The organism is Jujubicoccus corallicola, from assembly GCF_047345645.1.
Lineage (GTDB): Bacteria > Pseudomonadota > Alphaproteobacteria > Rhodobacterales > Rhodobacteraceae > JBLEFH01.
The window spans coordinates 45,505-64,120 of record NZ_JBLEFH010000002.1; the positions used below are offsets into that span (position 1 = coordinate 45,505).

General features: G+C 61.6%; 22 protein-coding genes. 14 read left to right on the forward strand and 8 right to left on the reverse strand.

Going from position 1 to position 18,616, the window contains the following annotated elements:
• The first annotated feature begins 58 nt into the window (after positions 1 to 58).
• On the forward strand, positions 59 to 622 hold the full coding sequence (locus ACMA5I_RS02990; RefSeq protein WP_525884751.1) for a YqgE/AlgH family protein: 564 nt from the start codon (positions 59 to 61) through the stop codon (positions 620 to 622).
• On the opposite strand, the gene ACMA5I_RS02995 is transcribed toward ACMA5I_RS02990, so the two are convergent.
• Positions 619 to 1,584, reverse strand: a complete 966-nt coding sequence (locus tag ACMA5I_RS02995; protein ID WP_525884752.1) for an L-threonylcarbamoyladenylate synthase — start codon at positions 1,582 to 1,584, stop codon at positions 619 to 621. The two genes, ACMA5I_RS02990 and ACMA5I_RS02995, sit on opposite strands and share 4 nt — an antisense overlap.
• Positions 1,585 to 1,716: 132 nt before the next feature.
• Here ACMA5I_RS02995 and ACMA5I_RS03000 point away from each other — a divergent pair, with 132 nt between their 5' ends.
• From ACMA5I_RS03000 to ACMA5I_RS03035, 8 genes are all read left to right on the forward strand, one after another.
• Positions 1,717 to 3,396 carry an acyl-CoA dehydrogenase family protein gene (locus ACMA5I_RS03000; RefSeq protein ID WP_525884753.1) on the forward strand — a complete coding sequence of 560 codons (1,680 nt, stop codon included), beginning with the start codon at positions 1,717 to 1,719 and terminating at the stop codon, positions 3,394 to 3,396.
• 9 nt (positions 3,397 to 3,405) lie between these two features.
• On the forward strand, positions 3,406 to 4,425 hold the full coding sequence (locus tag ACMA5I_RS03005; protein WP_525884754.1) for an MBL fold metallo-hydrolase: 1,020 nt from the start codon (positions 3,406 to 3,408) through the stop codon (positions 4,423 to 4,425).
• A complete protein-coding gene (locus tag ACMA5I_RS03010) occupies positions 4,422 to 4,862 on the forward strand; it encodes a DUF6173 family protein (RefSeq protein ID WP_525884755.1) in 441 nt (146 codons plus the stop codon). The genes ACMA5I_RS03005 and ACMA5I_RS03010 overlap by 4 nt, the downstream gene beginning before the upstream one ends.
• 50 nt (positions 4,863 to 4,912) lie before the next feature.
• On the forward strand, positions 4,913 to 5,059 hold the full coding sequence (locus ACMA5I_RS03015; protein WP_525884756.1) for an aa3-type cytochrome c oxidase subunit IV: 147 nt from the start codon (positions 4,913 to 4,915) through the stop codon (positions 5,057 to 5,059).
• A 9-nt stretch (positions 5,060 to 5,068) separates the two neighbouring features.
• A complete protein-coding gene (locus tag ACMA5I_RS03020) occupies positions 5,069 to 5,677 on the forward strand; it encodes a hypothetical protein (protein WP_525884757.1) in 609 nt (202 codons plus the stop codon).
• 67 nt (positions 5,678 to 5,744) lie between these two features.
• Positions 5,745 to 6,656: an EamA family transporter gene (locus tag ACMA5I_RS03025; protein WP_525884758.1), complete on the forward strand. Its 912-nt coding sequence runs from the start codon at positions 5,745 to 5,747 to the stop codon at positions 6,654 to 6,656.
• Positions 6,657 to 6,959: 303 nt separating this feature from the next.
• A complete protein-coding gene (locus tag ACMA5I_RS03030) occupies positions 6,960 to 7,820 on the forward strand; it encodes a hypothetical protein (RefSeq protein WP_525884759.1) in 861 nt (286 codons plus the stop codon).
• A 3-nt stretch (positions 7,821 to 7,823) separates the two neighbouring features.
• Positions 7,824 to 8,144, forward strand: a complete 321-nt coding sequence (locus ACMA5I_RS03035; protein WP_525884760.1) for a hypothetical protein — start codon at positions 7,824 to 7,826, stop codon at positions 8,142 to 8,144.
• A 183-nt stretch (positions 8,145 to 8,327) separates the two neighbouring features.
• Here ACMA5I_RS03035 and rpsU read toward each other — a convergent pair whose 3' ends face one another.
• On the reverse strand, positions 8,328 to 8,534 hold the full coding sequence (gene rpsU / locus ACMA5I_RS03040) for a 30S ribosomal protein S21 (RefSeq protein WP_525884761.1): 207 nt from the start codon (positions 8,532 to 8,534) through the stop codon (positions 8,328 to 8,330).
• Positions 8,535 to 8,623: 89 nt separating this feature from the next.
• Between rpsU and ACMA5I_RS03045 the strand changes: the two genes are divergently transcribed.
• The 3 genes from ACMA5I_RS03045 to ACMA5I_RS03055 are packed head-to-tail and all read left to right on the forward strand — an operon-like array spanning position 8,624 to position 11,164.
• Positions 8,624 to 9,310, forward strand: coding sequence for a COQ9 family protein (locus tag ACMA5I_RS03045; RefSeq protein WP_525884762.1), 687 nt, complete (start codon positions 8,624 to 8,626; stop codon positions 9,308 to 9,310).
• Position 9,311: 1 nt separating this feature from the next.
• Positions 9,312 to 10,178: a branched-chain amino acid aminotransferase gene (locus ACMA5I_RS03050; protein ID WP_525884763.1), complete on the forward strand. Its 867-nt coding sequence runs from the start codon at positions 9,312 to 9,314 to the stop codon at positions 10,176 to 10,178.
• Complete coding sequence (locus ACMA5I_RS03055; RefSeq protein WP_525884764.1) at positions 10,178 to 11,164, forward strand: NAD(P)H-quinone oxidoreductase; 987 nt, start codon at positions 10,178 to 10,180, stop codon at positions 11,162 to 11,164. Before ACMA5I_RS03050 ends, ACMA5I_RS03055 begins: the two co-directional genes overlap by 1 nt.
• An 81-nt stretch (positions 11,165 to 11,245) precedes the next feature.
• On the opposite strand, the gene ACMA5I_RS03060 is transcribed toward ACMA5I_RS03055, so the two are convergent.
• Positions 11,246 to 11,863, reverse strand: a complete 618-nt coding sequence (locus tag ACMA5I_RS03060; RefSeq protein WP_525884765.1) for a ribonuclease T2 family protein — start codon at positions 11,861 to 11,863, stop codon at positions 11,246 to 11,248.
• A gap of 121 nt (positions 11,864 to 11,984) precedes the next feature.
• Here ACMA5I_RS03060 and ACMA5I_RS03065 point away from each other — a divergent pair, with 121 nt between their 5' ends.
• A complete protein-coding gene (locus ACMA5I_RS03065; protein WP_525884766.1) occupies positions 11,985 to 12,719 on the forward strand; it encodes a cell cycle transcriptional regulator TrcR in 735 nt (244 codons plus the stop codon).
• A gap of 27 nt (positions 12,720 to 12,746) precedes the next feature.
• Here ACMA5I_RS03065 and ACMA5I_RS03070 read toward each other — a convergent pair whose 3' ends face one another.
• From ACMA5I_RS03070 to clpS, 3 genes are read right to left on the reverse strand one after another with little or no spacing between them, the layout of a single operon-like run.
• Positions 12,747 to 13,571 (reverse strand): SDR family NAD(P)-dependent oxidoreductase, encoded by an 825-nt coding sequence (locus ACMA5I_RS03070; RefSeq protein WP_525884767.1) that lies wholly within the window; start codon positions 13,569 to 13,571, stop codon positions 12,747 to 12,749.
• Complete coding sequence (locus tag ACMA5I_RS03075) at positions 13,571 to 14,551, reverse strand: methyltransferase (protein ID WP_525884768.1); 981 nt, start codon at positions 14,549 to 14,551, stop codon at positions 13,571 to 13,573. The genes ACMA5I_RS03070 and ACMA5I_RS03075 overlap by 1 nt, the downstream gene beginning before the upstream one ends.
• The gene (gene clpS / locus ACMA5I_RS03080) at positions 14,548 to 14,862 is read right to left on the reverse strand and encodes an ATP-dependent Clp protease adapter ClpS (protein WP_525885166.1); all 315 of its coding nucleotides are present in this window, start codon (positions 14,860 to 14,862) and stop codon (positions 14,548 to 14,550) included. Before clpS ends, ACMA5I_RS03075 begins: the two co-directional genes overlap by 4 nt.
• A 242-nt stretch (positions 14,863 to 15,104) precedes the next feature.
• Between clpS and ACMA5I_RS03085 the strand changes: the two genes are divergently transcribed.
• The gene (locus ACMA5I_RS03085) at positions 15,105 to 16,496 is read left to right on the forward strand and encodes a D-alanyl-D-alanine carboxypeptidase family protein (RefSeq protein WP_525884769.1); all 1,392 of its coding nucleotides are present in this window, start codon (positions 15,105 to 15,107) and stop codon (positions 16,494 to 16,496) included.
• Positions 16,497 to 16,563: 67 nt separating this feature from the next.
• On the opposite strand, the gene ACMA5I_RS03090 is transcribed toward ACMA5I_RS03085, so the two are convergent.
• Together ACMA5I_RS03090 and ACMA5I_RS03095 are read right to left on the reverse strand one after the other, a co-directional pair.
• Complete coding sequence (locus tag ACMA5I_RS03090) at positions 16,564 to 17,373, reverse strand: division plane positioning ATPase MipZ (protein ID WP_525884770.1); 810 nt, start codon at positions 17,371 to 17,373, stop codon at positions 16,564 to 16,566.
• Between the two features lie 78 nt (positions 17,374 to 17,451).
• Positions 17,452 to 18,576: an HPP family protein gene (locus ACMA5I_RS03095; RefSeq protein WP_525884771.1), complete on the reverse strand. Its 1,125-nt coding sequence runs from the start codon at positions 18,574 to 18,576 to the stop codon at positions 17,452 to 17,454.
• Positions 18,577 to 18,616 lie beyond the last annotated feature (40 nt).

Here is an 18,616-nt window from a genome sequence, read left to right on the forward strand (position 1 = left end):
CCCCGGTTTTCGCAAGGGGCGGCTTGCCAAGAGCCGGGCAGAGGGCCATCTTTTTCATATGGATGCGCAATATCTCTCTGGTCAGCTTCTCATTGCCATGCCCGGCATGGCCGATCCGCGCTTTGCCCGCTCGGTGGTGCTGATTTGCGAGCATGACGAGAACGGCGCGCTTGGCTTCATCGTGAATCATCCGGCGGAGCGTCTGGCTTTTTCGGATGTGCTGGATCAGATGGAGATTGAGCTGGAAGAGGATGCGCCTGCGGTCATGATGCATGTCGGCGGCCCTGTGGATCGGTTCCGGGGTTTCGTGCTGCATGGTCCCGATTACGGGCGCGACGAAATGACGGTGGAGGTGTCGGACGCGTTCCGCATGACCGCGACCCGCGAGATTCTCGAAGACATCGCGGTCGGGCAGGGGCCGGGCGAACTCCTGATTGCCATCGGCTATGCCGGTTGGGGCGGCGGGCAGCTTGAGGCGGAGTTGCAGCGCAATGACTGGCTGACCTGTCCGGCGAGCGCCGAGATCGTGTTTCAGACGCCGGATGCCGAGAAATGGGAAAAAGCGGTTGCCGAGATCGGCATCGACATTCGCCTCCTGAGCAGCGGCGGCGGCAGCGCCTAACCCCGCGGAGCCGCAGCGCGGCGCAATCGGTCATTGATGGCGAGGCCAAGCCCGTCCTCCGGGATCGGGGCCACGGCGATTTGCGTGAGGCCCGCCGCCCGCGCCGCCGCGTCAATCTCATGGAGTGCCGCGAAGAGATTGGTCGCGGCCTCTTCGAGATCTTCCTCTTCCGACAAATTGATCGTCACCGGCGCGTCCGGTTGATCCGGCCCGAAGCCCAGCCACGCCTCACCGTCCTCGGCTTTCTGCGCATTCAGCCGCACCGGAAGAACTGGCGCGTAATGAGAGGCGAGCATACCCGGCGCTTTCGGCGCGGTGCTGCCGCCTGAAAAGCGCGCCAGCGGGCCGGTGAGGGCCTCGATGGCCTGAACCGGGACGCCGCCCGGTCGCAGCAGGCGCGGACGGTCCAAGAGGGAGATGATCGTGCTTTCCACACCCACATCGCAGGCGCCGCCGTCGAGAATGGCGTCGATTTTGCCGTCCATATCCGTCTCGACATGCGCCGCCGTGGTCGGGCTGATCCGGCCAGAGGGATTGGCGGAGGGTGCGGCGACCGGCCCGTTAAAGGCCGCGAGAACCGATTGCATCACCGGATGGGCAGGCATCCGCACCGCGATGCTGTCATGGCCCGCCGTCACCGCTGGCGCGATCCCGCTCTTCGCGCGGAGCGGCAGAACCAGCGTGAGCGGCCCCGGCCAGAATGCATTGATGAGCGGGCGCGCGGCTTCGATCTCCGCAAAACGGCCCGCCATGGAGGGGCTGGAGACATGGATAATCAGCGGGTTGAAACTCGGGCGCCCCTTGGCGGTGTAAATCCCCGCCACCGCCTCCGGGTTCAGCGCATCCGCCGCGAGACCGTAAACCGTCTCCGTCGGCAGGGCGACCAGACCGCCCGCTTTCAGGATCGCCGCCGCGCGCGCAATACCGGTCAAATCATCCTTCAACCGCTCGGTTCTTTTCATGGTGACGCCGCGTTGATCCTCTGTGTAACCTTGGGGAACGCTGGTTTGCGCCCTGAGCCTCGCGTTATGGTCCGCGCATACAAGCAATTTAGGCTCTGTTTCGCAAGAGCCATGCGCAAGGAGGAGAGCGCTATGCCATTTCAGTCCCCTGTTTCGGAAATTTCGCATTACCTCAAGCATGTGATCGGCGCGGACCGTCTCGAAGAGACGGAAATGTTCGCCGAGGCGGGCCCGGAGACGCTGTCTGCGGTGCTGAGCGAGGCGGCCAAGATTGCCGATGACGTGTTCGCGCCGGTCAACCGCGCGGGCGATGAGGAGCCGACGGTTCTGGAAAACGGCGTGATGCGCGCCTCCCCGGCCTATCATGATGCCTATAAGCAGTTCGCCGAAGGGGGCTGGGCCGCGGTTTCGGCGGGTGAGGACCATGGCGGGATGGGCCTGCCGATGGTCGCCAATACCGCCGTCAATGAGATGATGTTCGGGGCCTGTCTCTCGCTGTCGCTCGCGCCGCTGCTCACGCAAGGCCAGATCGAGGCGCTGGAGCATCACGGCTCGGACGAATTGCAAGCGACCTATTTGCCGAAACTGATTTCTGGCGAATGGATCGGCACGATGAACCTCTCTGAGCCGCAAGCAGGCTCCGATGTCGGCGCGCTGCGCACCAAGGCCGAGCGCAATGACGACGGCACCTATTCCATCTCCGGCAACAAGATCTGGATTTCCTGGGGCGACGCGGATTTCGCCGAGAATGTCTGCCACCTCGTGCTGGCGCGTCTGCCCGATGGCAAGCCGGGGACCAAGGGCATTTCGCTCTTCATGGTGCCGAAATTCATCCCCGATGAGAATGGCGAGCCGGGCCAGCGCAACGGCGTTCAGGTGGTCTCCATTGAGGAGAAGATGGGCCTCCACGGCTCGCCGACCTGCGTCATGGAATATGAGAACGCCACCGGTTGGCTCGTCGGTGAGGAGCATGACGGCATGGCCGCGATGTTCACGATGATGAACAACGCCCGCCTTGGCGTGGGTGTGCAGGGTCTCGGTGTTGCCGAAGCGGCCTATCAGAAGGCGCGCGACTATGCTGAAGAGCGCGTGCAGGGCCGCGTTCCGGTGGAAGGCTATGGCAAGGGCATTATCGCCCATGCGGATGTGCGCCGGATGCTCATGGAAATGAAGGCGCTGACGGCGGTCTCCCGCGGGCTTTGCCTCGACACCGCGCTCTCGCTCGACATGGCGAAGGCGACCGGCGATCAGGCGTGGTCGGCCCGCGCAGCGGCGCTGACCCCGATGGCCAAGGCGTTCGGGACCGAGGCCGGGATGCGTGTCTCCGAAATGGGCGTGCAGGTCCATGGCGGGATGGGCTTTGTCGAGGAAACCGGGGCGGCGCAATATTACCGCGACGTGCGCGTCACCGCGATCTATGAGGGCACCAACGGTATCCAGGCGATGGATCTCGTGGGCCGCAAGATGATGGATGGCGGCGATGCGCTGCGCGCGCTGATGGATGAGGTCGAGGCGACCGCCAAGGGTGATGAGGACGGCGCGCCGCTTCTCTCCGCGCTCGACTCGCTGCGCGAGACGACTGACTGGATGCTGAACGCCGAGATGAATGACCGCTTTGCGGGCGCGGTGCCTTATCTGATGGCGTTTTCGCTGGTCATGGGCGGGCATTATCTCATTAAGGCGGCGACCGATGACGCGCACCGGGCGCTGGCGCGCTATTTCCTGAACTGCACGCTCGCCGATGCGCATAGCCAGTGCGTGCGCGCGCGGCAGGGGGCGGAGCTGCTTTACAACAGCGCGCTGGAGTCGTAACGCCGCCATATGGCGATCTCCTATCCTTTCCCCGACCCGCCGGAGCCGGGCGCAGCCATAGAGGTTGCGCCGGGGGTGCTCTGGATCCTCATCCCGCTGCCAATGGCGCTCAACCACGTCAATTGCTACGCGCTCGATGAGGGCGACAGCTGGACGATTGTGGATACCGGGCTGAACTCCAAAACCACCCGCGAGATATGGGAAAACCTGCTCGCCGGGCCGCTTGGCGGCAAGCCGGTCTCCCGCGTGATCGTGACCCATCACCACCCCGATCATGTCGGGCTGGCGGGCTGGTTTCAGGAGCGCGGCGCGGAGCTCTGGATGTCCCGCACGGCGTGGCTCTTTGCGCGGATGCTCTCGCTCGACGAGCAGCCGGTGCCGACGCCCGAGGCGCTGCGCTTCTACCGCGAAGCCGGGATGGATGCGGAGGAATATGAGCATCGCCGCACCAGCCGCCCGGTCAATTTCAAGGACGCGCTTTGGCCCATGCCGCTTGGCTTTCGGGTGGTTGAAGAGGGCGCAACCCTCCACGCCGCGGGCCGCAACTGGGACGTGATGTTCGGGCAAGGCCACGCGCCGGATCACGTGACGCTCTGGTCCGAGGAGGGCGACATTCTAATTGCGGGCGATCAGGTGATCTCCTCCATCTCCCCCAATCTCGGCGTCTACCCGACCGAACCGCTGGCGGACCCCGTGACCGGCTGGCTGACAAGCTGCGAGCGCATCCGCGCGCGGGCGACCGCAAACCACCTCGTCCTCTCGGGACACAAGCGCGTGTTCTCAGGCTTGCCGGAGCGGATGGATCAACTTATCGCCAACCACCACAAGGCGCTCAATCGCCTCGTCGCGGGTCTCGGAGACGGCCGCACCGCCGCCCAATGCTTCGATCTGATGTATCGCCGCCAGATCGGACGCGGCGAATATGGGCTGGCGCTGGCGGAAACCATCGGCCATCTCAACCACCTCTTGCTCTCGGGCCGCGCGCGCCGCCATAAAGAGGGCGAGGCATGGATTTGGAGGGCCGCATGATCGACAGCACCGCAGACGCTCTGGAGAACTCAATTCTCGCCAAGGCTGCCAAGGCCACGGACGACGCGCCGCATATGGCCGAGGAGGATGCGCGCAAGGATCCCAAGGTGGACCCGACGGGCAAATCCCCTGCCGAATGGGCCTATGAGCGGGTGATCCTCTACATCAAGAATTTCGAGAAACAGCTTGATAGTGAACAGGAAGTCGCTATGGGCTTCGCCGGGTCCGACGCCGGGACGATGCGGATTCAGGGCCTCGCCTTTTTCGCGCCGGACATCCTTGCCTTCTATGGGATGGACCAGCGCGGCAACAAGGCGCAGCTCGTCCAGCATGTGAGCCAGCTCAACCTGATGCTCCGCGCCGTGCCGAAACTCAACGAGACCGCCGAGCGCATCGGCTTTCGCCTCTCGGGCGAGGCTGAAACGGCAAAGGCTTGACCGGCGCGCCCGAATAGGGGATTTCTCAGCGAAAGAGACAGGAGAGCGACATGGCCGAAGGGCATAGCGAACACAAACCGGGCGAAATGGATATCACGGCGCAGAAAGCCACTTTTGACGGCACGGTCAAATGGACCATCCGCACGATCATCTTTCTGATCTGCCTGATGATTTTCCTCGCGATTTTCCGGGTCTGACAGGTCTTTATGTTTAAATGGTTCCGAGCGCTGTTGCCGCTCATCTTCCTGACCGCCTGTGCGGAAAGCCTCTATGCGCCCGACGCAGAGGTTGAGGCCGCGCGCTATGTCAGCGAGGAAGCGCCCTTCGTTGCGCTCGTGACCATGCTTCGCAATAAGAACGACAGCAAGGGCGACCATTCCGCCCTGCTGATCAATGCCGGCGAAGTGGTTCTCTATGACCCTGCAGGCAGTTTCAAACATCCCGACGTGCCCGAGCGCAATGACGTGCTCTATGGCGTGTTCCCGTCGATGTTCGAGGCCTATGCCTATTACCACGCCCGCACGACGCATCACACGCTGATCCAGACGCTGCCCGTCAGCATGGAAACCGCCCTGGAGCTGCGCCGCCTCGCCGAAGCCGAGGGCGCGAGCAGCATGATGATGTGTTCCAACCACGTCTCCAACGTCCTTCGCGGGGCGGGGATCAATGTGGATCACACCTATTACCCCGGCAAACTCTCGCAAAGTTTCGCGGAGCTGCCCGGCGTGACCAGCCGCATCGTCTATGACGAGGATGAGGGGCAGAATTTGGTGGCCCCGCAAACCTTCGAGGAAGCGCGGTCGGGCGCCTATTGAGCGCCGCGTAAAAACCATCGCCGCCCGCGCCGTTTGCCTGTAGCGTCCTCTTGAGAAGGGGGGCGTCATGCAGAGCGAAGCCACAGACAATCAAAACCACAGCGCGGGCATCTTGATGATGAGCGTCGGGATCCTGTTTCTCTGCCTCAATGACGCGCTCGCCAAGACGCTGACGGAGCGTTATGCGCCGATCCAGATCATCTTTATCCGCAATCTCATCAGCACGCCGGTCGCCCTTCTGATCGCCTATAAAATGGGCGGGGCGTCGGCGCTGCGCTCGCGGCGGATCGGGATCCATATCATCCGCGCGGTGGTCTGGGTCACGGCGACGGTGCTGTTTTTCTCCAGCCTGATGTTCCTCGAACTGGCCGAAGCCACGGCGCTGATCTTCGTCGCGCCGCTCTTCATCACGGCCATCGCGGCGCTGTTTTTCGGCGAAGAGGTCGGCTGGGCGCGCTGGACGGCGGTGGTGGTTGGCTTTCTCGGTGTGCTGATCATCGTGCGGCCAAGCGGCGCGACCTTCCAACTCGCCTCGCTCCTGCCGATTGCCACGGCACTTTTCTACGCCATCCTGATGCTGAGCGCCCGCTGGGTGGATCGCGGCGACAGCGTCTGGACGCTGATGCTCTATTCCACCGGCCTGAGCGCCGTGATCTGCGCCGCCATCACCCCGTTTTTCTGGACCGCGCTGCGGCTCGAAGACCTCTGGCTCTTCGCCGCCATCGCGCTCTGCGGGACCTTAGGGATCACGATGATGACCCAAGCCTTCCGCATGGCCCCGGCCGTGGTGATCGCGCCCCTCGAATACAGCTCGCTCCTCTGGGCCACCCTGATCGGCTGGCTGGTCTGGGCGGAAATCCCCGATGCGGCCACGTATCTGGGGGCGGCGGTGATTATCGGGAGCGGGCTGCTGATTTTGTATCGGGAGAGGGCGGCGCGGCGGGCAGTGCGGGGTGCAGTAAGACCATCCAAAAGCTGATTGATGATCGCTGTGTTGGTCTCGTTTGATCTAACTTGCCAGCTGTTGAGAGCCTCTCGGGTGTCAGCTTTTGCGAAGCTAGTTTAAAACTAGGTAGAAACAACATGGCTTTCGCTAAGACTTTTGTGGCGGAAGATTTTCCAGCGATCTTGATCGAAGTTAGTCGTGCGCCAAAACGACTTTTTTACCTAAAGAAATCTTTCAGTTGCGCTACGCGTCCTAAGTAAATATGGAAAGAGTTTGTGATGAATACAAATTTTTGTTATTATGTTACTGGTAGTATATAAATTTAGGGAGGTCAATGTGTTCTTCGCAAAGAGGAATTTTGTTTCTTCTATTTTGGCTTTTGCATTCTTGATCGGGTGCACCCAGCCCATTTCTGAAGATTCTTCGCAACAACTAGACAACGTAACTCGCTTTGCCGCGTCGGCATTAGGTGCACCTGCAAATGTCCAGCGCACAGCTTTGTCGCAAGCCTCCGAATACCAACGCTTATGTAGATATTTGTCAGGAGCTGAAACTCAACTCGGGCCAGTTGAGAGCCGTGTGGAAATATCTTCACTCGCGCTAGCTCAAGAACAGACAGGTGAGCTCCTTCTGGCCTATCTCGAAGCTCTTGAAGATGCCTCGAGGGGTGAAAGTATAACTGAGCTAACGCAGGCGAGGCAGGGGTTTGTCGTTAGTGTCGGTGAATTTGAGGCTGCTGCTCGAGGCTCTGCCGAGATCAGCCCAGTTGTTGATGCATTGGGAAACCTAATCTTCAGGGCGGGGGAATCTCAGCGCCAAGCACGGATTCGAGGAATAATGTATGAAACGACTGATACCCTAGAAATCCTGTCAGCGCTTGTCGAGCGAGATGTAGCTGAGGCGATTCAGGACTCTGAAGCCGCGATGGTTGTTTGGGACCGTTCAGCCGGATGCATTTTAAGTGCTATGCGGACCCGGCCGGGCGCGATTGATCTTTACGAAAGACTTGATGCGCAACGACGTGAGTTTGCAACTCAGATTGTTATCATTAAACGTGGCCCTGCAACCTTAAATAGTTTGGTCGATGCTCATCTACTTGCAGGTGAAGAAACAGCCACATTTGAGCAGGTTCTTCAGCAGGTTACATCGGTAGCCGAGGAAACAAACACCTTGGTTGAAGCAGTTGAAGGACTTTGATCAATGGGAAAAATAATTAACAAAGAAGCACTTATGGCGGTGAAATCACTGCGGGCGAGGCTTATACTCGCTCGTGAGGACCATAATCTCAGTGATGATGACCTTGGTGTTCTGGAAAGCACAATATCTTACCTAAAAGAAGAGCACAGGCGTTTGCTGGGAGTAACGGCGGACACTGAATACTCTGTTGTTGAGGGGCAGCTTTTAGATGCGAAATATGATCTTGAGAAAATTCGTGACGAGCGGAAGAAATTGGCTAATAAATTAGTTGGCGCTACCAGTATCCTTAATGCAGCTACCCGCGTCCTGTCTCTACTAGCTTAACAAGTATAGACTGCCGATTTTAACCTACTATCCGAAAGTTGTAATTGGCGGAGGCGCAGCGAAAGCATACTCAGTATGCATTATGGACCTCGCTCATCCCAAATAAAAACCCCGCTCTCGAGAGCGGGGTTTTTCATTTTGTCCTGCGGGTCGGGGCGTGGTCGGCCCCGCCAGAGGGTCGGCTCAGAGCAGACCTTCGCGCTGTGCTTTCTTGCGCGCGAGCTTGCGTTGACGACGAATCGCTTCGGCACGCTCACGGGCCTTTTTCACGGAGGGCTTCTCGAAATGTTGCTTGAGCTTCATTTCACGAAACACACCTTCACGCTGAAGTTTCTTCTTCAGGGCGCGGATGGCCTGTTCGACGTTGTTGTCACGAACCTGTACCTGCACTGGCTTTCACCACCTTCCTAAATTCGTTAAAGTCAGCAGGAAGTCCGCTGTATAGCAAAGTGGATATGGCTTGTCGAGAGGAGTCCGCCATGAGCAAGCTGGGTTTGGAAGAGGCGCGCGAGGCGATTTTGACCGCGGCCGCCGAGAATGTGGTTTTTGATGGATGGAGCGATGAGAATCTGACCGCCGCCGCGGCGCAGGCAGGGGTCGAGCCGTCGCTGGCCAAGATGCTGTTTCCGCGCGGCGGTGTGGATCTGGCCATGGGCTATCACGCGCGCGGCGATCAGTTGATGGTGCAGCGGCTGAAAGACGAGGACCTCTCGGCGCTGCGGTTCCGCGACAAGGTGGCGCGGGCGCTGGAGATCCGCCTGGAGGTGACGGACCGCGAGGCGGTTCGGCGGGGCGCGACGCTGTTTGCCATGCCGCAATATTTCAACGAGGGAACGCGCTGCATCTGGCAGACAGCGGATGCGGTCTGGACGGCGCTTGGCGATCAGAGCGATGACATCAACTGGTACAGCAAACGGGCGACGCTCTCGGCAGTGTGGAGTTCGGTGGTTCTCTACTGGCTCGGCGATGAAAGCGAGAACATGCAGGACACCCGCGCCTTTATCGACCGGCGGATCGACAATGTGATGCAGTTCGAAAAGGCCAAGGCGCAGTTCAACAAATCGCCCTTGGGCAAACTCTTTGAGATGGGGCCGGGCAGGCTTCTTGACCGCATCCAAGCGCCGCGCCATGTTGCAGGCTTTCCGGGATCGGTAAAGCAGGACTGACATGGCATTAGGCAAAGAGGTGCGCACCTATTACGAGGGTGCGTGGCATGAGGGCAATCTGGCGATCCTCGGCGCGGCGGATTTCGCAATGTGGCTGGGCAATCAGGTGTTTGACGGGGCGCGCAGTTTCGAGGGCACCGCGCCGGATCTGGCGCTGCATTGCGCGCGGATCGTGCGGAGCGCGGAGGCGATGGGAATGGTCTCGCCGGTGACGGGCGAGGAGGTGCTGGAGATCGCCTGGGAGGGGATCAAAAAATATCCTAAAGAGGTGCCGCTCTATATCCGCCCGATGATGTGGTCGAAGGAGTCGGGGCCGGTGATGCTCGAATGTGACCCCGAAAGCACCGGCTTTGCGCTCTGTATCGAGGATTGCCCGATGCCGGAGCCGCACGAGGCGGCGTTGACGCTCTCGCCCTTCCGCCGCCCGAGTATCGAGACGGCGCTGACGGGGGCCAAGGCGGCATCGCTCTATCCCAATAACAGCCGGATTTTCACCGAAGCGCGCAAGCGTGGGTTCGACAATGGGCTGACGCGCGATCTCAATGGCAATGTTTGTGAGACGGCGAGCAGCAATATTTTCATGGCCAAGGGTGGTGTTGTCTTTACGCCGGTGCCGAATGGAACGTTTCTGAACGGGCTGACGCGCCAGCGGGTGATCCAGCTTCTGCGCGCCGATGGGGTGGATGTGGTCGAGACGACGCTGCGCCCGGCGGATTTCGAGACAGCGGATGAGGTTTTCTACACGGCCAACGCGTCGAAAGTGATGCCCTTCACCCGCTATGAGGCGCGCGAGATCGGCATTGGCCCGCTCTTTGAACGCGCCCGCACACTTTACTGGGATTATGCGCATCAGGAGGCGCGGTATTGATGGCTCTACCCGATGAAATGACCGTTGTTGAGATCAGCACACCCGGTGCGCCCGAGGTGCTGAAACCTGCCAAACGCCCGGTGCCGCAGCCGGGCGCGGGCGAGATTTTGATCGAGATCCATTATTCCGGGGTGAACCGCCCCGATGCGATCCAGCGGGCCGGGGGCTATCCGCCGCCGAAAGGGGCGAGCGATTTGCCGGGGCTGGAATGTGCGGGCCGCGTTGCAGCGGTCGGCCCGGCGGTGAGCCGCTGGAAAGTGGGCGATCACGTTTGCGCGCTTCTCCCCGGCGGTGGCTATGCGGAATATGCGGTGACGCCTGCGGATCATGCGCTGGCGATCCCGGCGGGAATGTCGATGCGTGAAGCGGCGGCGCTGCCGGAGACGTTCTTCACGGTCTGGTCCACGGTCTTCATGCGCGGCGGTTTGCAGGCGGGCGAGAAATTCCTCGTGCATGGCGGCTCCAGCGGGATCGGGACGACGGCGATCCAGCTTGCCAGCCATTTCGGTGCGCGGGTGTTCACCACGGCGGGGAGCGCGGAGAAATGCGCGAAATGTCTGGAGCTTGGCGCGGAGAAGGCGATCAATTACCGGGACGAGAATTGGTTTGACGCGCTGAAAGACGAGGGCGCGAACCTTATTCTCGACATGGTCGGCGGAGACTATATCGCGCAGAATATCAATCTGCTCGACACGGATGGCCGACTGGTTCTGATCGCATTCTTGCAGGGCCCGAAGGCGGAAGTGAATTTCGCGCATGTGATGCGCAAGCGGTTGACCGTGACCGGGGCGACGCTGCGCCCGCAATCGGATGCGGCCAAGGCGGCGATTGCGGATCAGTTGCGCGAGAAGGTCTGGCCGCTGCTGGATGCGGGCCGGATTGCGCCGGTGATGGATGAGGAGTTCTCGCTGGCCGATGCTGCTGAGGCGCATGCCCGGATGGAAGGCTTGACGCATATCGGGAAGATCACGCTGAAAGTCCGCTGATGCGGAGCCGAAAACTCCACAATCGCTCGATCCCTATGGTCTCGCTCATGTGGATTTTTCGGCGGGCGCTTCGCTGCGCTGTTAGGGGCTGATCCCCGGCATCCGGACGCCCGATTGCGTGCAATCGCGGATCACATCGTCGCCGCAGCGGCGCGGCTCCAGGTCTTTGGTAAGGCACAGGCGGACCTCGGCGATCATGTTGGATTTGCAGGTGATCGTGACCTGATCGGCGTTGAGTTGCGGGTTCACTTCCAGCACGGCCTCCTCGACGACGCTGGGGTCGATGCGGATGTCCTTGGTCAGCTTTTCCAGAACCGGCGGAATGGTGAAGGCCTCGTATGCCGCGCGGTTGGCCGCGAAATAGTCCTCCGGCTCCAACCCCGAGCAGCGGCCATGTTTCTTCCATTGATACCAGGCCGCATCGCCGGAGCCGAAAAGGTCCGTCTGCGCGCGGGTCTCGCTGCGGGAGGGATCGCGCGCGGCGGTATCGCAATATTCCGGCCACCCCTCTTCATATTGCGGCCAGAGGCCGTGGGTCACGAAGGTACGCCCGGCCTCTTCGCATTGAATGGCATCGTAATCCACCCGCTCGCAAAAGCTGGGCGACCAGCTCAGGGCCAGCACGTAATAGTCAAAATCCGGCGTGTCTTCCCCGAAAAGCGCGCCGAGAAATGTCGCCGTGAACCCTAGAAAACCCATTTTTTGCCTCTTTAACTTCGCCTCATCTCAGCTTATACAAGAGTGCAGTTCCCCCGGAAACCGATTGCTCACCGAAGCACGCGTTTTCAACGCGGGGTAGAGTTATATGTGGAGAACAGGTATGGACCGTCCCCTGATGCAAAAGGCCACGGCTGTGTGGCTGATCGACAATACGACGCTGACCTTCAAGCAGATCGCAAAATTCTGCGATTTGCATGAGCTTGAGGTGAATGGCATTGCGGATGGCGAAGTGGCGCAAGGGATCAAGGGGCTCGACCCGATTGAGACCAAGCAGCTGGATGCGGCCGAGATCGAGCGCTGTGAGAATGACCCCAAGGCGGAGTTGAAGCTGAAATTCAATCCGGCCTCCGAGGGCGAGGAAAAGCGCAAAGGTCCGCGGTATACGCCGCTGTCGAAGCGTCAGGATCGCCCGTCGGCGATTGCGTGGTTGGTGAAATTCCACCCGGAGCTGGCGGATAGCCAGATTTCGAAGCTCGTGGGCACCACCAAGCCGACCATCCAGTCGATCCGTGAGCGGACCCATTGGAATATCGCCAATATTCAGCCGATTGATCCGGTCGCGCTTGGTCTTTGTAAGCAGCGCGAGCTGGATGCCGCCGTGGCCAAGGCCGCGAAAAAGACCAACACCGAGGTGATGAGCGACGAGGAGCGGATGAAGCTCGTCTCGACTGAAGAGTCCCTCTCGGGCGATGATGGGCCGAAGATCCCGGCGCATATCGGCGCGCTTGGCGATTTTTCGATGAGCGAGGAGAAGAAAGAGGAGGCGGTGCCGGATGCGGACAGCTTCTTCAATCTCCCCGAAAGCACGGATGACGAAGACGAGGACGAGAATTAAGAAAAAGGCGCCGGATGGGCGCCTTTTTTATTCCTCGAAATCCATCACGGCGGGCAGGTCGAGCGGGTCGAGCAGGGAGCGCCCGCCATCGACCGCGAGGATCTGGCCGGTGATGAAGCTGGCGTAATTGCTGGCGAGAAAGACCGCCGCATCCGCCGCTTCTTTCGCCTCGCCGATCCGGCCAAGCGGGGTGACACTTTCCATTTCCTTGCGCAGATCCTTGCGCGCCTTGAGGGCCGCGCGGAGCGGCGCGCTCATGACGGATCCGAGCGAGACCGCGTTGACGCGGATGCGGTGTTCGGCGAGCGAGACCGCCATGGCGCGGGTGAGTTGCTCCATCGCGGCGCAGCTGACCGAATAGGCCATAAGCACCGGCAGGGTGCGGTTCGCGGCAATCGAGGTGATGTTGACGATGGACCCCGCCGAACGCGGCTTTTCCGGCAAGTCTTCCGCCTGCGAAATCATGCGCTTGGCGACGAGTTGCGAGAGCCGCAGCGTCGCTTCCACATTATTCGCCATCATCGTGGTGAACCCGTCATGTTCCGGCTCCAGCGGGTCCGCCGAATGCGCCTCGCGGCTGCCATTGATGAGGATGTCCACCCGCTCGAACTGGTCGATCGTGGCCGAGAGCAGATTGGCGCGGGTCAGCTTTTCGGTCAGCTTGCCGCCATAGGCCGCAACCGTCAGCCCGTCCTCAGCCAGCGTCGCGCATTCGGCCTTCAGCTTTTCGTCATTGTCGTCCGTCATCATCACCCGCGCGCCGCGTTGCGCCATGATCCGTGCCGTCGCAAGGCCAACGCCCGCCGCCGCACCCGTCACGATGACGGTTTTTTCATTAAGCTGAATGGACATTAACGCGCTCCTTTCGGCCTTTGCGCCGAGACTATTTTGAACCCGCCTTCCTCGTCGAGAATGCGCCATTGCGCGAAGGCCTGTTCGAAGACTTTCTCATAGGGCAGGTGGCGGTTGGCGACGAAATAGGCGGTGCCGCCACGGGCGAGAAGCCGCGCTGCGGTGGTGATGAAGCTCTGGCCGAGGGAGATGTCGCTGGCGCGGTCCTGATGGAAGGGCGGGTTGCTCAGGATCGTGTCGAAGGGCGCGTTTGAGGTGAAGGTCGCCGCATCCGCCCAGTGGAAATGGGCGCGCGGATCGATGAGGTTTTGCCTTGCCAGATCCAGCGCGCGGGCATCGGCGTCGACCAGATGGACCGCCTCGGTCTCGCGCCCGAGCGTTGCCTTGGCGAGATAGCCCCAACCCGCGCCAAGATCGAGCACGCGGCCCTTGGCCTCACCTACAATCTCTGCCAGCCGGGCGGAACCGGGGTCGATCTTCTCAGGGCTGAACAGGCCGGGCGCGGTCAGAAACCCCTCGGGGCCGGGACGCGGTTTCGCCGCCTCGATCCAGTCGTCGAACAGATCATCGGGGCCGGATTTGGTGATTTCCACCAGCTTGCCATGGGCTTTCGGCGTGACATCCGCGATCTCCACCCGCTTGCGGAGTTGCTTGATAATCGCGTCGATCCCAAGCGTTTTCGGCGCGTCGATATAGAAGCGTCCGCCAAGCGCGCAGCGCCGCCAGCCCTCGCCGATCAGCGCCAGAAACTCCGCCCGCGCCTTGCGGCCAAAGACGAACACGACCGGCCATTCGCCCGCCGGAAGCGCCTCATTGGCCGCCAGACCCGCGCCTTGCGCAGCCTGAAAGGCCGGCGCAAGCGGCTGATAAACGGTCACATCCGCCGCCGCCAGCACGGACAAATCCTCGATTCGCGGCATCAGGGCGAGAACCGGGCCCTCGGGCGGGTCCTCAAAGGCGAGCGCAAGACGTGCGCTCATTCTTTTTCCATCGTGCATTGCAGTGGATGCTGATTTTTTCGCGAATAATCCATGACTTGCGTGACCTTCGTTTCGGCGATCTCGCGCGAGAACACGCCGACCACGGCCACGCCCTTTTTATGCACGGTCAGCATGATCTGCACCGCATGTTCGTAATTGATCCCGAAGAACCGCTCCAGAACATGCACGACGAAATCCATTGGCGTGTAATCATCGTTCAGAAGCAACACCTTATACAAAGGTGGACGCTGTGTCTTCGGCTTGGTTTTGACCGCGAGTTCACCCTCACTGTCAGGGGTCTCGTCGGACATCAGGGGCGTCAGTTTATCGCTCAAGAGAAGCCTCCCATTCGCATGCGCGGACTATAGCCGCAGCACCGGGTGGACAAAAGGGGATTTGCTGTTAACGCAATGTTCAAACTGCGGGTCCATGCTTGCCATGAGTTAAAAATGAGTTTCCTCATTAGGCGGTGCATGGTAGCTTCTTTAGATAAAGCAAAAAACCGCCAGTTCAAGAGCGGGGATGATAGCGCAAGAATAGCGTCGAGGCAGTTATGACACTCCGGGTTTCACGAGCGGTATTTCCACTCGTCTTTTTAGTATTTATCGCGCTCCTCGCGGGCGTGCGCGCACAGGCGGCCACGCAGGCGGCTGTGGTGATCGACGCACGCGACGGCAGGGTGCTCTACGAAAAAAACGCCGATGTGCAGCTCCATCCGGCATCGCTTACCAAGATGATGACGCTTTATGTCGTCTTTGAGGCGGTGAAACGGGGTGAGCTTGCGCTTGGCGATCAGGTTCTGGTCTCGCGCCGCGCCGCCGCGGAGCCGCCGTCAAAGCTGGGTCTGCGCGAAGGCACCCGGATTTCGCTGCATTATCTCATCCGCGCCTCGGCGGTGAAATCGGCGAATGACGCGGCGACGGCGCTGGCCGAAGCGGTGTCCGGCAGCGTTCCGGAGTTCGCCGCGCGCATGACCACCACGGGCCGCGCCCTCGGGATGCGCAACACGGTGTTCAAGAACGCGCATGGCCTGACCGAGTCCGGTCACTACTCGACCGCCCGTGATATGGCGCTGCTGGGGCGGCGCCTTTTCTATGATTATCCGCAATATTACAACCTCTTCAGCCGCCGGACGACCGATGCGGGTCTCAAGACCGTGTCGAACACGAATATCCGTCTGCTCAAGGGATACGAGGGCGCGGATGGCATCAAGACCGGTTATACCCGCGCGGCTGGTCACAACCTCGTCGCCTCCGCCAAGCGCGGCAATCAGCGGGTGATCGTGTCCTTCTTCGGCGGCACCTCCTCGGCGGCGCGGACGGAGACGGTCTCGCAGCTTCTCGATTACGGGTTCAGCCGCTCGCCGCAATTCGCGCGGGTTCAGCAGCCGCGCCCGATTGCCTATCAGGTCGCCGCGCGCCGCGCGCCGCTGCGGTCGGTGTCCGACGCGCAGCAAGCGCAGCAGCAGGCCGCCGCCGCGCAAGCCGCAGAGCAGCGTCAGGCGGAACAGCTTGCCGCACAAGCCGCCGCTCGCGCGGCGCAAAGCGGATCGCTCGCCTCCGGCAGCCTCAATGGCAATATGCGGCCCGCCCCGCGAGAGACCGCAAACACCAATATCCGCGCGAGCATCGACTCTGCCGTTGCCTCCGTTGCGGGCCAGATTGGCGGCTCGTCGGCAGGAAAAGCCGCGCCGGGGGGCAACAGTTGGGGCGTGCGTCTCGGCGCGTATAAACAGCCGCAATCTGCCGAAGAGCGTTTGATTCAGGCGGCCATGTCCGCGCCCGATCAGGTCAACGGCGCGACCTCGCGCATTCAGGCGGTACGCCTGCAAGGCATGGAGCTTTACGACGCGCGCTTTGTCGGCATCACCCAAGGGCACGCGGCGCAAATTTGCTCCGCCCTGATGGCGCAGAATGTGAAATGTGAGCCGATCCGGGTGAACTAAGTTCCGGTTAGACAACGAAAAAAGCGCGCCTCATTCGGCGCGCTTTTTTTGTTGGCGATAGGATGGTTTAGATCGTCACATCCGGCGCAGGCAGGTTCAGCCCGCTCATCAAATCACGCAATTCCTGCCGCGCGGCGATGTTGGAGAGACTGAGCTTGCCCGTCTGCAACTGCTTCAGGTCCAGCAACGTCAGCCCGTTCAGGAACATCTCGCGGAAAATTACGCGCTCGCTCATGCCGGGCAGCAGCCGGAAGCCGATCCGCTTCTGCAAATCCTTCAGCGCTGCGCCGACCTTGCGTTTGTTATGGGCGTTCTGCACGGCCATGCGGTTGCGCAGCACCACCCAGTCGAGCGGCGGCAGACCCGCCGCGGCGCGGTCCTGCCGCGCATTCCACACCATTTCGGAATAAATCGACGGCCCCATGACCCGCCCGCTCACCGGATCGAGCCGGGCCAGCAGGTCGAAATCAATCAGCGAGTCATTCATTGGCGTGACCAGCGTATTCGCCGCACTATGCGCCATCCGGGCGTAATGGGTGTCCGCACCGGGGCAGTCGATCAGCGCGAACTCACAGCCCTCGCTGCGGAACTGCTCCAGAATCTCGCCAAATTGCGCCCGGTCAGACTCCTCGGCGGCCTTGCGGCTGTCATCCTGACTCGGTTTCAACGTCCCGCGCACCGGCATCGGGAGCGTCACCTGCTCTCGCGTGATAAACGCCTGCCGGTTGTCGAGATAGCGAAACAGGCTCTGCTGGCGCAGGTCGAGATCCATCGCGCCGACGGCATAGCCCGCCCGCGTCAGGGCTGTGATCACATGCATCGCGGTGGTGGATTTCCCCGACCCGCCTTTTTCGTTTCCAAAAACGATCACGTGCATGCGATTCCCCTTTCTGTTCGGACGCTATGAATGCGACGGACGGGCGGGAAGTGCAATGGGGCAGGGCGGAGGGCGGCGTTACGTCCGCGCCACTTGCCGCGCGAGGGCGGCGATCAGGTCGGTGCGGGTGACGATCCCGACGAGGGTTTCGCCTTCCAGAACCGGCACCGCGTCCACATCGCCATCGGCCATCAGCGGCAGTAACGCACTGATCGGCGTGGCTTTTACGGCTTTCGGCGTGTCGCTGCGCATGACGCTTTCGGCACGGCGGCGCGCGTCGCCGTCGCGCGCGCGAAGCCGGTCGAACGCGCCGGAGACGCCATGGCGGTAATCCGCGACCGCGATGAGGTCCATCTGAAAGATAATGCCGAGATAGCGGTCGTCGCGGGTGACGGGCAGGGAGGTGAAGCGGTGGCGGGTGAACATCGCGGCGAGGGCGGAGAGCGACGTCTCCGGCGTCACGGTCACGAGGTCGCGGGACATGATGTCGCCAGCGGTGAGCGGGCCGACGCTGTGGCTCGCCGCCTGGAGCTCTGCCGCGCCGATCAGCCGGGCAAGGTCCTCGACGCCGAGGTTGAAGGATTGGCGATAGCGTTCGAGAATCCCGACCAATTCTTCCTCGCTGAGGCCAAGGCGCTCAGCGGGTTCGGCGTCCTCGGTGCCATGGGTGTTCGGATCATCAAACTGGCGGAACGGGTAGTGCCGGCCCGTGAGGCGCGCGTAGAGGGCGGCGAGCAGGACGAGGGCAATCGTTCCGGCGGCGATCGGCGCGAGGGCGAAGCGGAAGCCCAGTTCGGCGACGGCGTCCGGGCTCATCGCGGCGGTCATGGCGACGGCGCCCGCGGGTGGATGGATGGCGCGGCAGAGGATGGTCGCGGTGATCGCGAGGCCAACCGCGAGAGCAATCCGCAGTGCTGGATCGGCGACGGTCAGGCAGACCGCAACGCCAACGAGTGCCGCGACCGTGTTGCCGACAACCGCATTCCATGGCTGGGCGAGCGGGCTGTTGGGGACCGCGAAGAGCAGCACGGAACTGGCTCCGAAGGGCGCGACGAGATAGAGGCCGGTTTGCAAATCGATGCCGGGGGAGAGCAGGAACAGCCCCGCAATCCCGAGGCCGAGCAGCGCGCCAAGACCGGCGCGGACCGCCTCACGGGGTCCGGCATGGGCGGCGGCGGGCGCGAGGGAGCGGAAGATCTGCACGGGCGGGCCTCATGAATTTGCGCGCAAAATTTCAGGCTTT

What these genes read in the sequence shown, in the direction of transcription:
- ACMA5I_RS02990 (WP_525884751.1), top strand. Translation starts at nt 59, where the DNA reads ATGGATGCGCAATATCTCTCTGGTCAGCTTCTCATTGCCATGCCCGGC.
- ACMA5I_RS02995 (WP_525884752.1), bottom strand. Translation starts at nt 1,584, where the DNA reads ATGAAAAGAACCGAGCGGTTGAAGGATGATTTGACCGGTATTGCGCGC.
- ACMA5I_RS03000 (WP_525884753.1), top strand. Translation starts at nt 1,717, where the DNA reads ATGCCATTTCAGTCCCCTGTTTCGGAAATTTCGCATTACCTCAAGCAT.
- ACMA5I_RS03005 (WP_525884754.1), top strand. Translation starts at nt 3,406, where the DNA reads ATGGCGATCTCCTATCCTTTCCCCGACCCGCCGGAGCCGGGCGCAGCC.
- ACMA5I_RS03010 (WP_525884755.1), top strand. Translation starts at nt 4,422, where the DNA reads ATGATCGACAGCACCGCAGACGCTCTGGAGAACTCAATTCTCGCCAAG.
- ACMA5I_RS03015 (WP_525884756.1), top strand. Translation starts at nt 4,913, where the DNA reads ATGGCCGAAGGGCATAGCGAACACAAACCGGGCGAAATGGATATCACG.
- ACMA5I_RS03020 (WP_525884757.1), top strand. Translation starts at nt 5,069, where the DNA reads ATGTTTAAATGGTTCCGAGCGCTGTTGCCGCTCATCTTCCTGACCGCC.
- ACMA5I_RS03025 (WP_525884758.1), top strand. Translation starts at nt 5,745, where the DNA reads ATGCAGAGCGAAGCCACAGACAATCAAAACCACAGCGCGGGCATCTTG.
- ACMA5I_RS03035 (WP_525884760.1), top strand. Translation starts at nt 7,824, where the DNA reads ATGGGAAAAATAATTAACAAAGAAGCACTTATGGCGGTGAAATCACTG.
- ACMA5I_RS03045 (WP_525884762.1), top strand. Translation starts at nt 8,624, where the DNA reads ATGAGCAAGCTGGGTTTGGAAGAGGCGCGCGAGGCGATTTTGACCGCG.
- ACMA5I_RS03050 (WP_525884763.1), top strand. Translation starts at nt 9,312, where the DNA reads ATGGCATTAGGCAAAGAGGTGCGCACCTATTACGAGGGTGCGTGGCAT.
- ACMA5I_RS03055 (WP_525884764.1), top strand. Translation starts at nt 10,178, where the DNA reads ATGGCTCTACCCGATGAAATGACCGTTGTTGAGATCAGCACACCCGGT.
- ACMA5I_RS03060 (WP_525884765.1), bottom strand. Translation starts at nt 11,863, where the DNA reads ATGGGTTTTCTAGGGTTCACGGCGACATTTCTCGGCGCGCTTTTCGGG.
- ACMA5I_RS03065 (WP_525884766.1), top strand. Translation starts at nt 11,985, where the DNA reads ATGGACCGTCCCCTGATGCAAAAGGCCACGGCTGTGTGGCTGATCGAC.
- ACMA5I_RS03070 (WP_525884767.1), bottom strand. Translation starts at nt 13,571, where the DNA reads ATGTCCATTCAGCTTAATGAAAAAACCGTCATCGTGACGGGTGCGGCG.
- ACMA5I_RS03075 (WP_525884768.1), bottom strand. Translation starts at nt 14,551, where the DNA reads ATGAGCGCACGTCTTGCGCTCGCCTTTGAGGACCCGCCCGAGGGCCCG.
- clpS (WP_525885166.1), bottom strand. Translation starts at nt 14,862, where the DNA reads ATGTCCGACGAGACCCCTGACAGTGAGGGTGAACTCGCGGTCAAAACC.
- ACMA5I_RS03085 (WP_525884769.1), top strand. Translation starts at nt 15,105, where the DNA reads ATGACACTCCGGGTTTCACGAGCGGTATTTCCACTCGTCTTTTTAGTA.
- ACMA5I_RS03090 (WP_525884770.1), bottom strand. Translation starts at nt 17,373, where the DNA reads ATGCACGTGATCGTTTTTGGAAACGAAAAAGGCGGGTCGGGGAAATCC.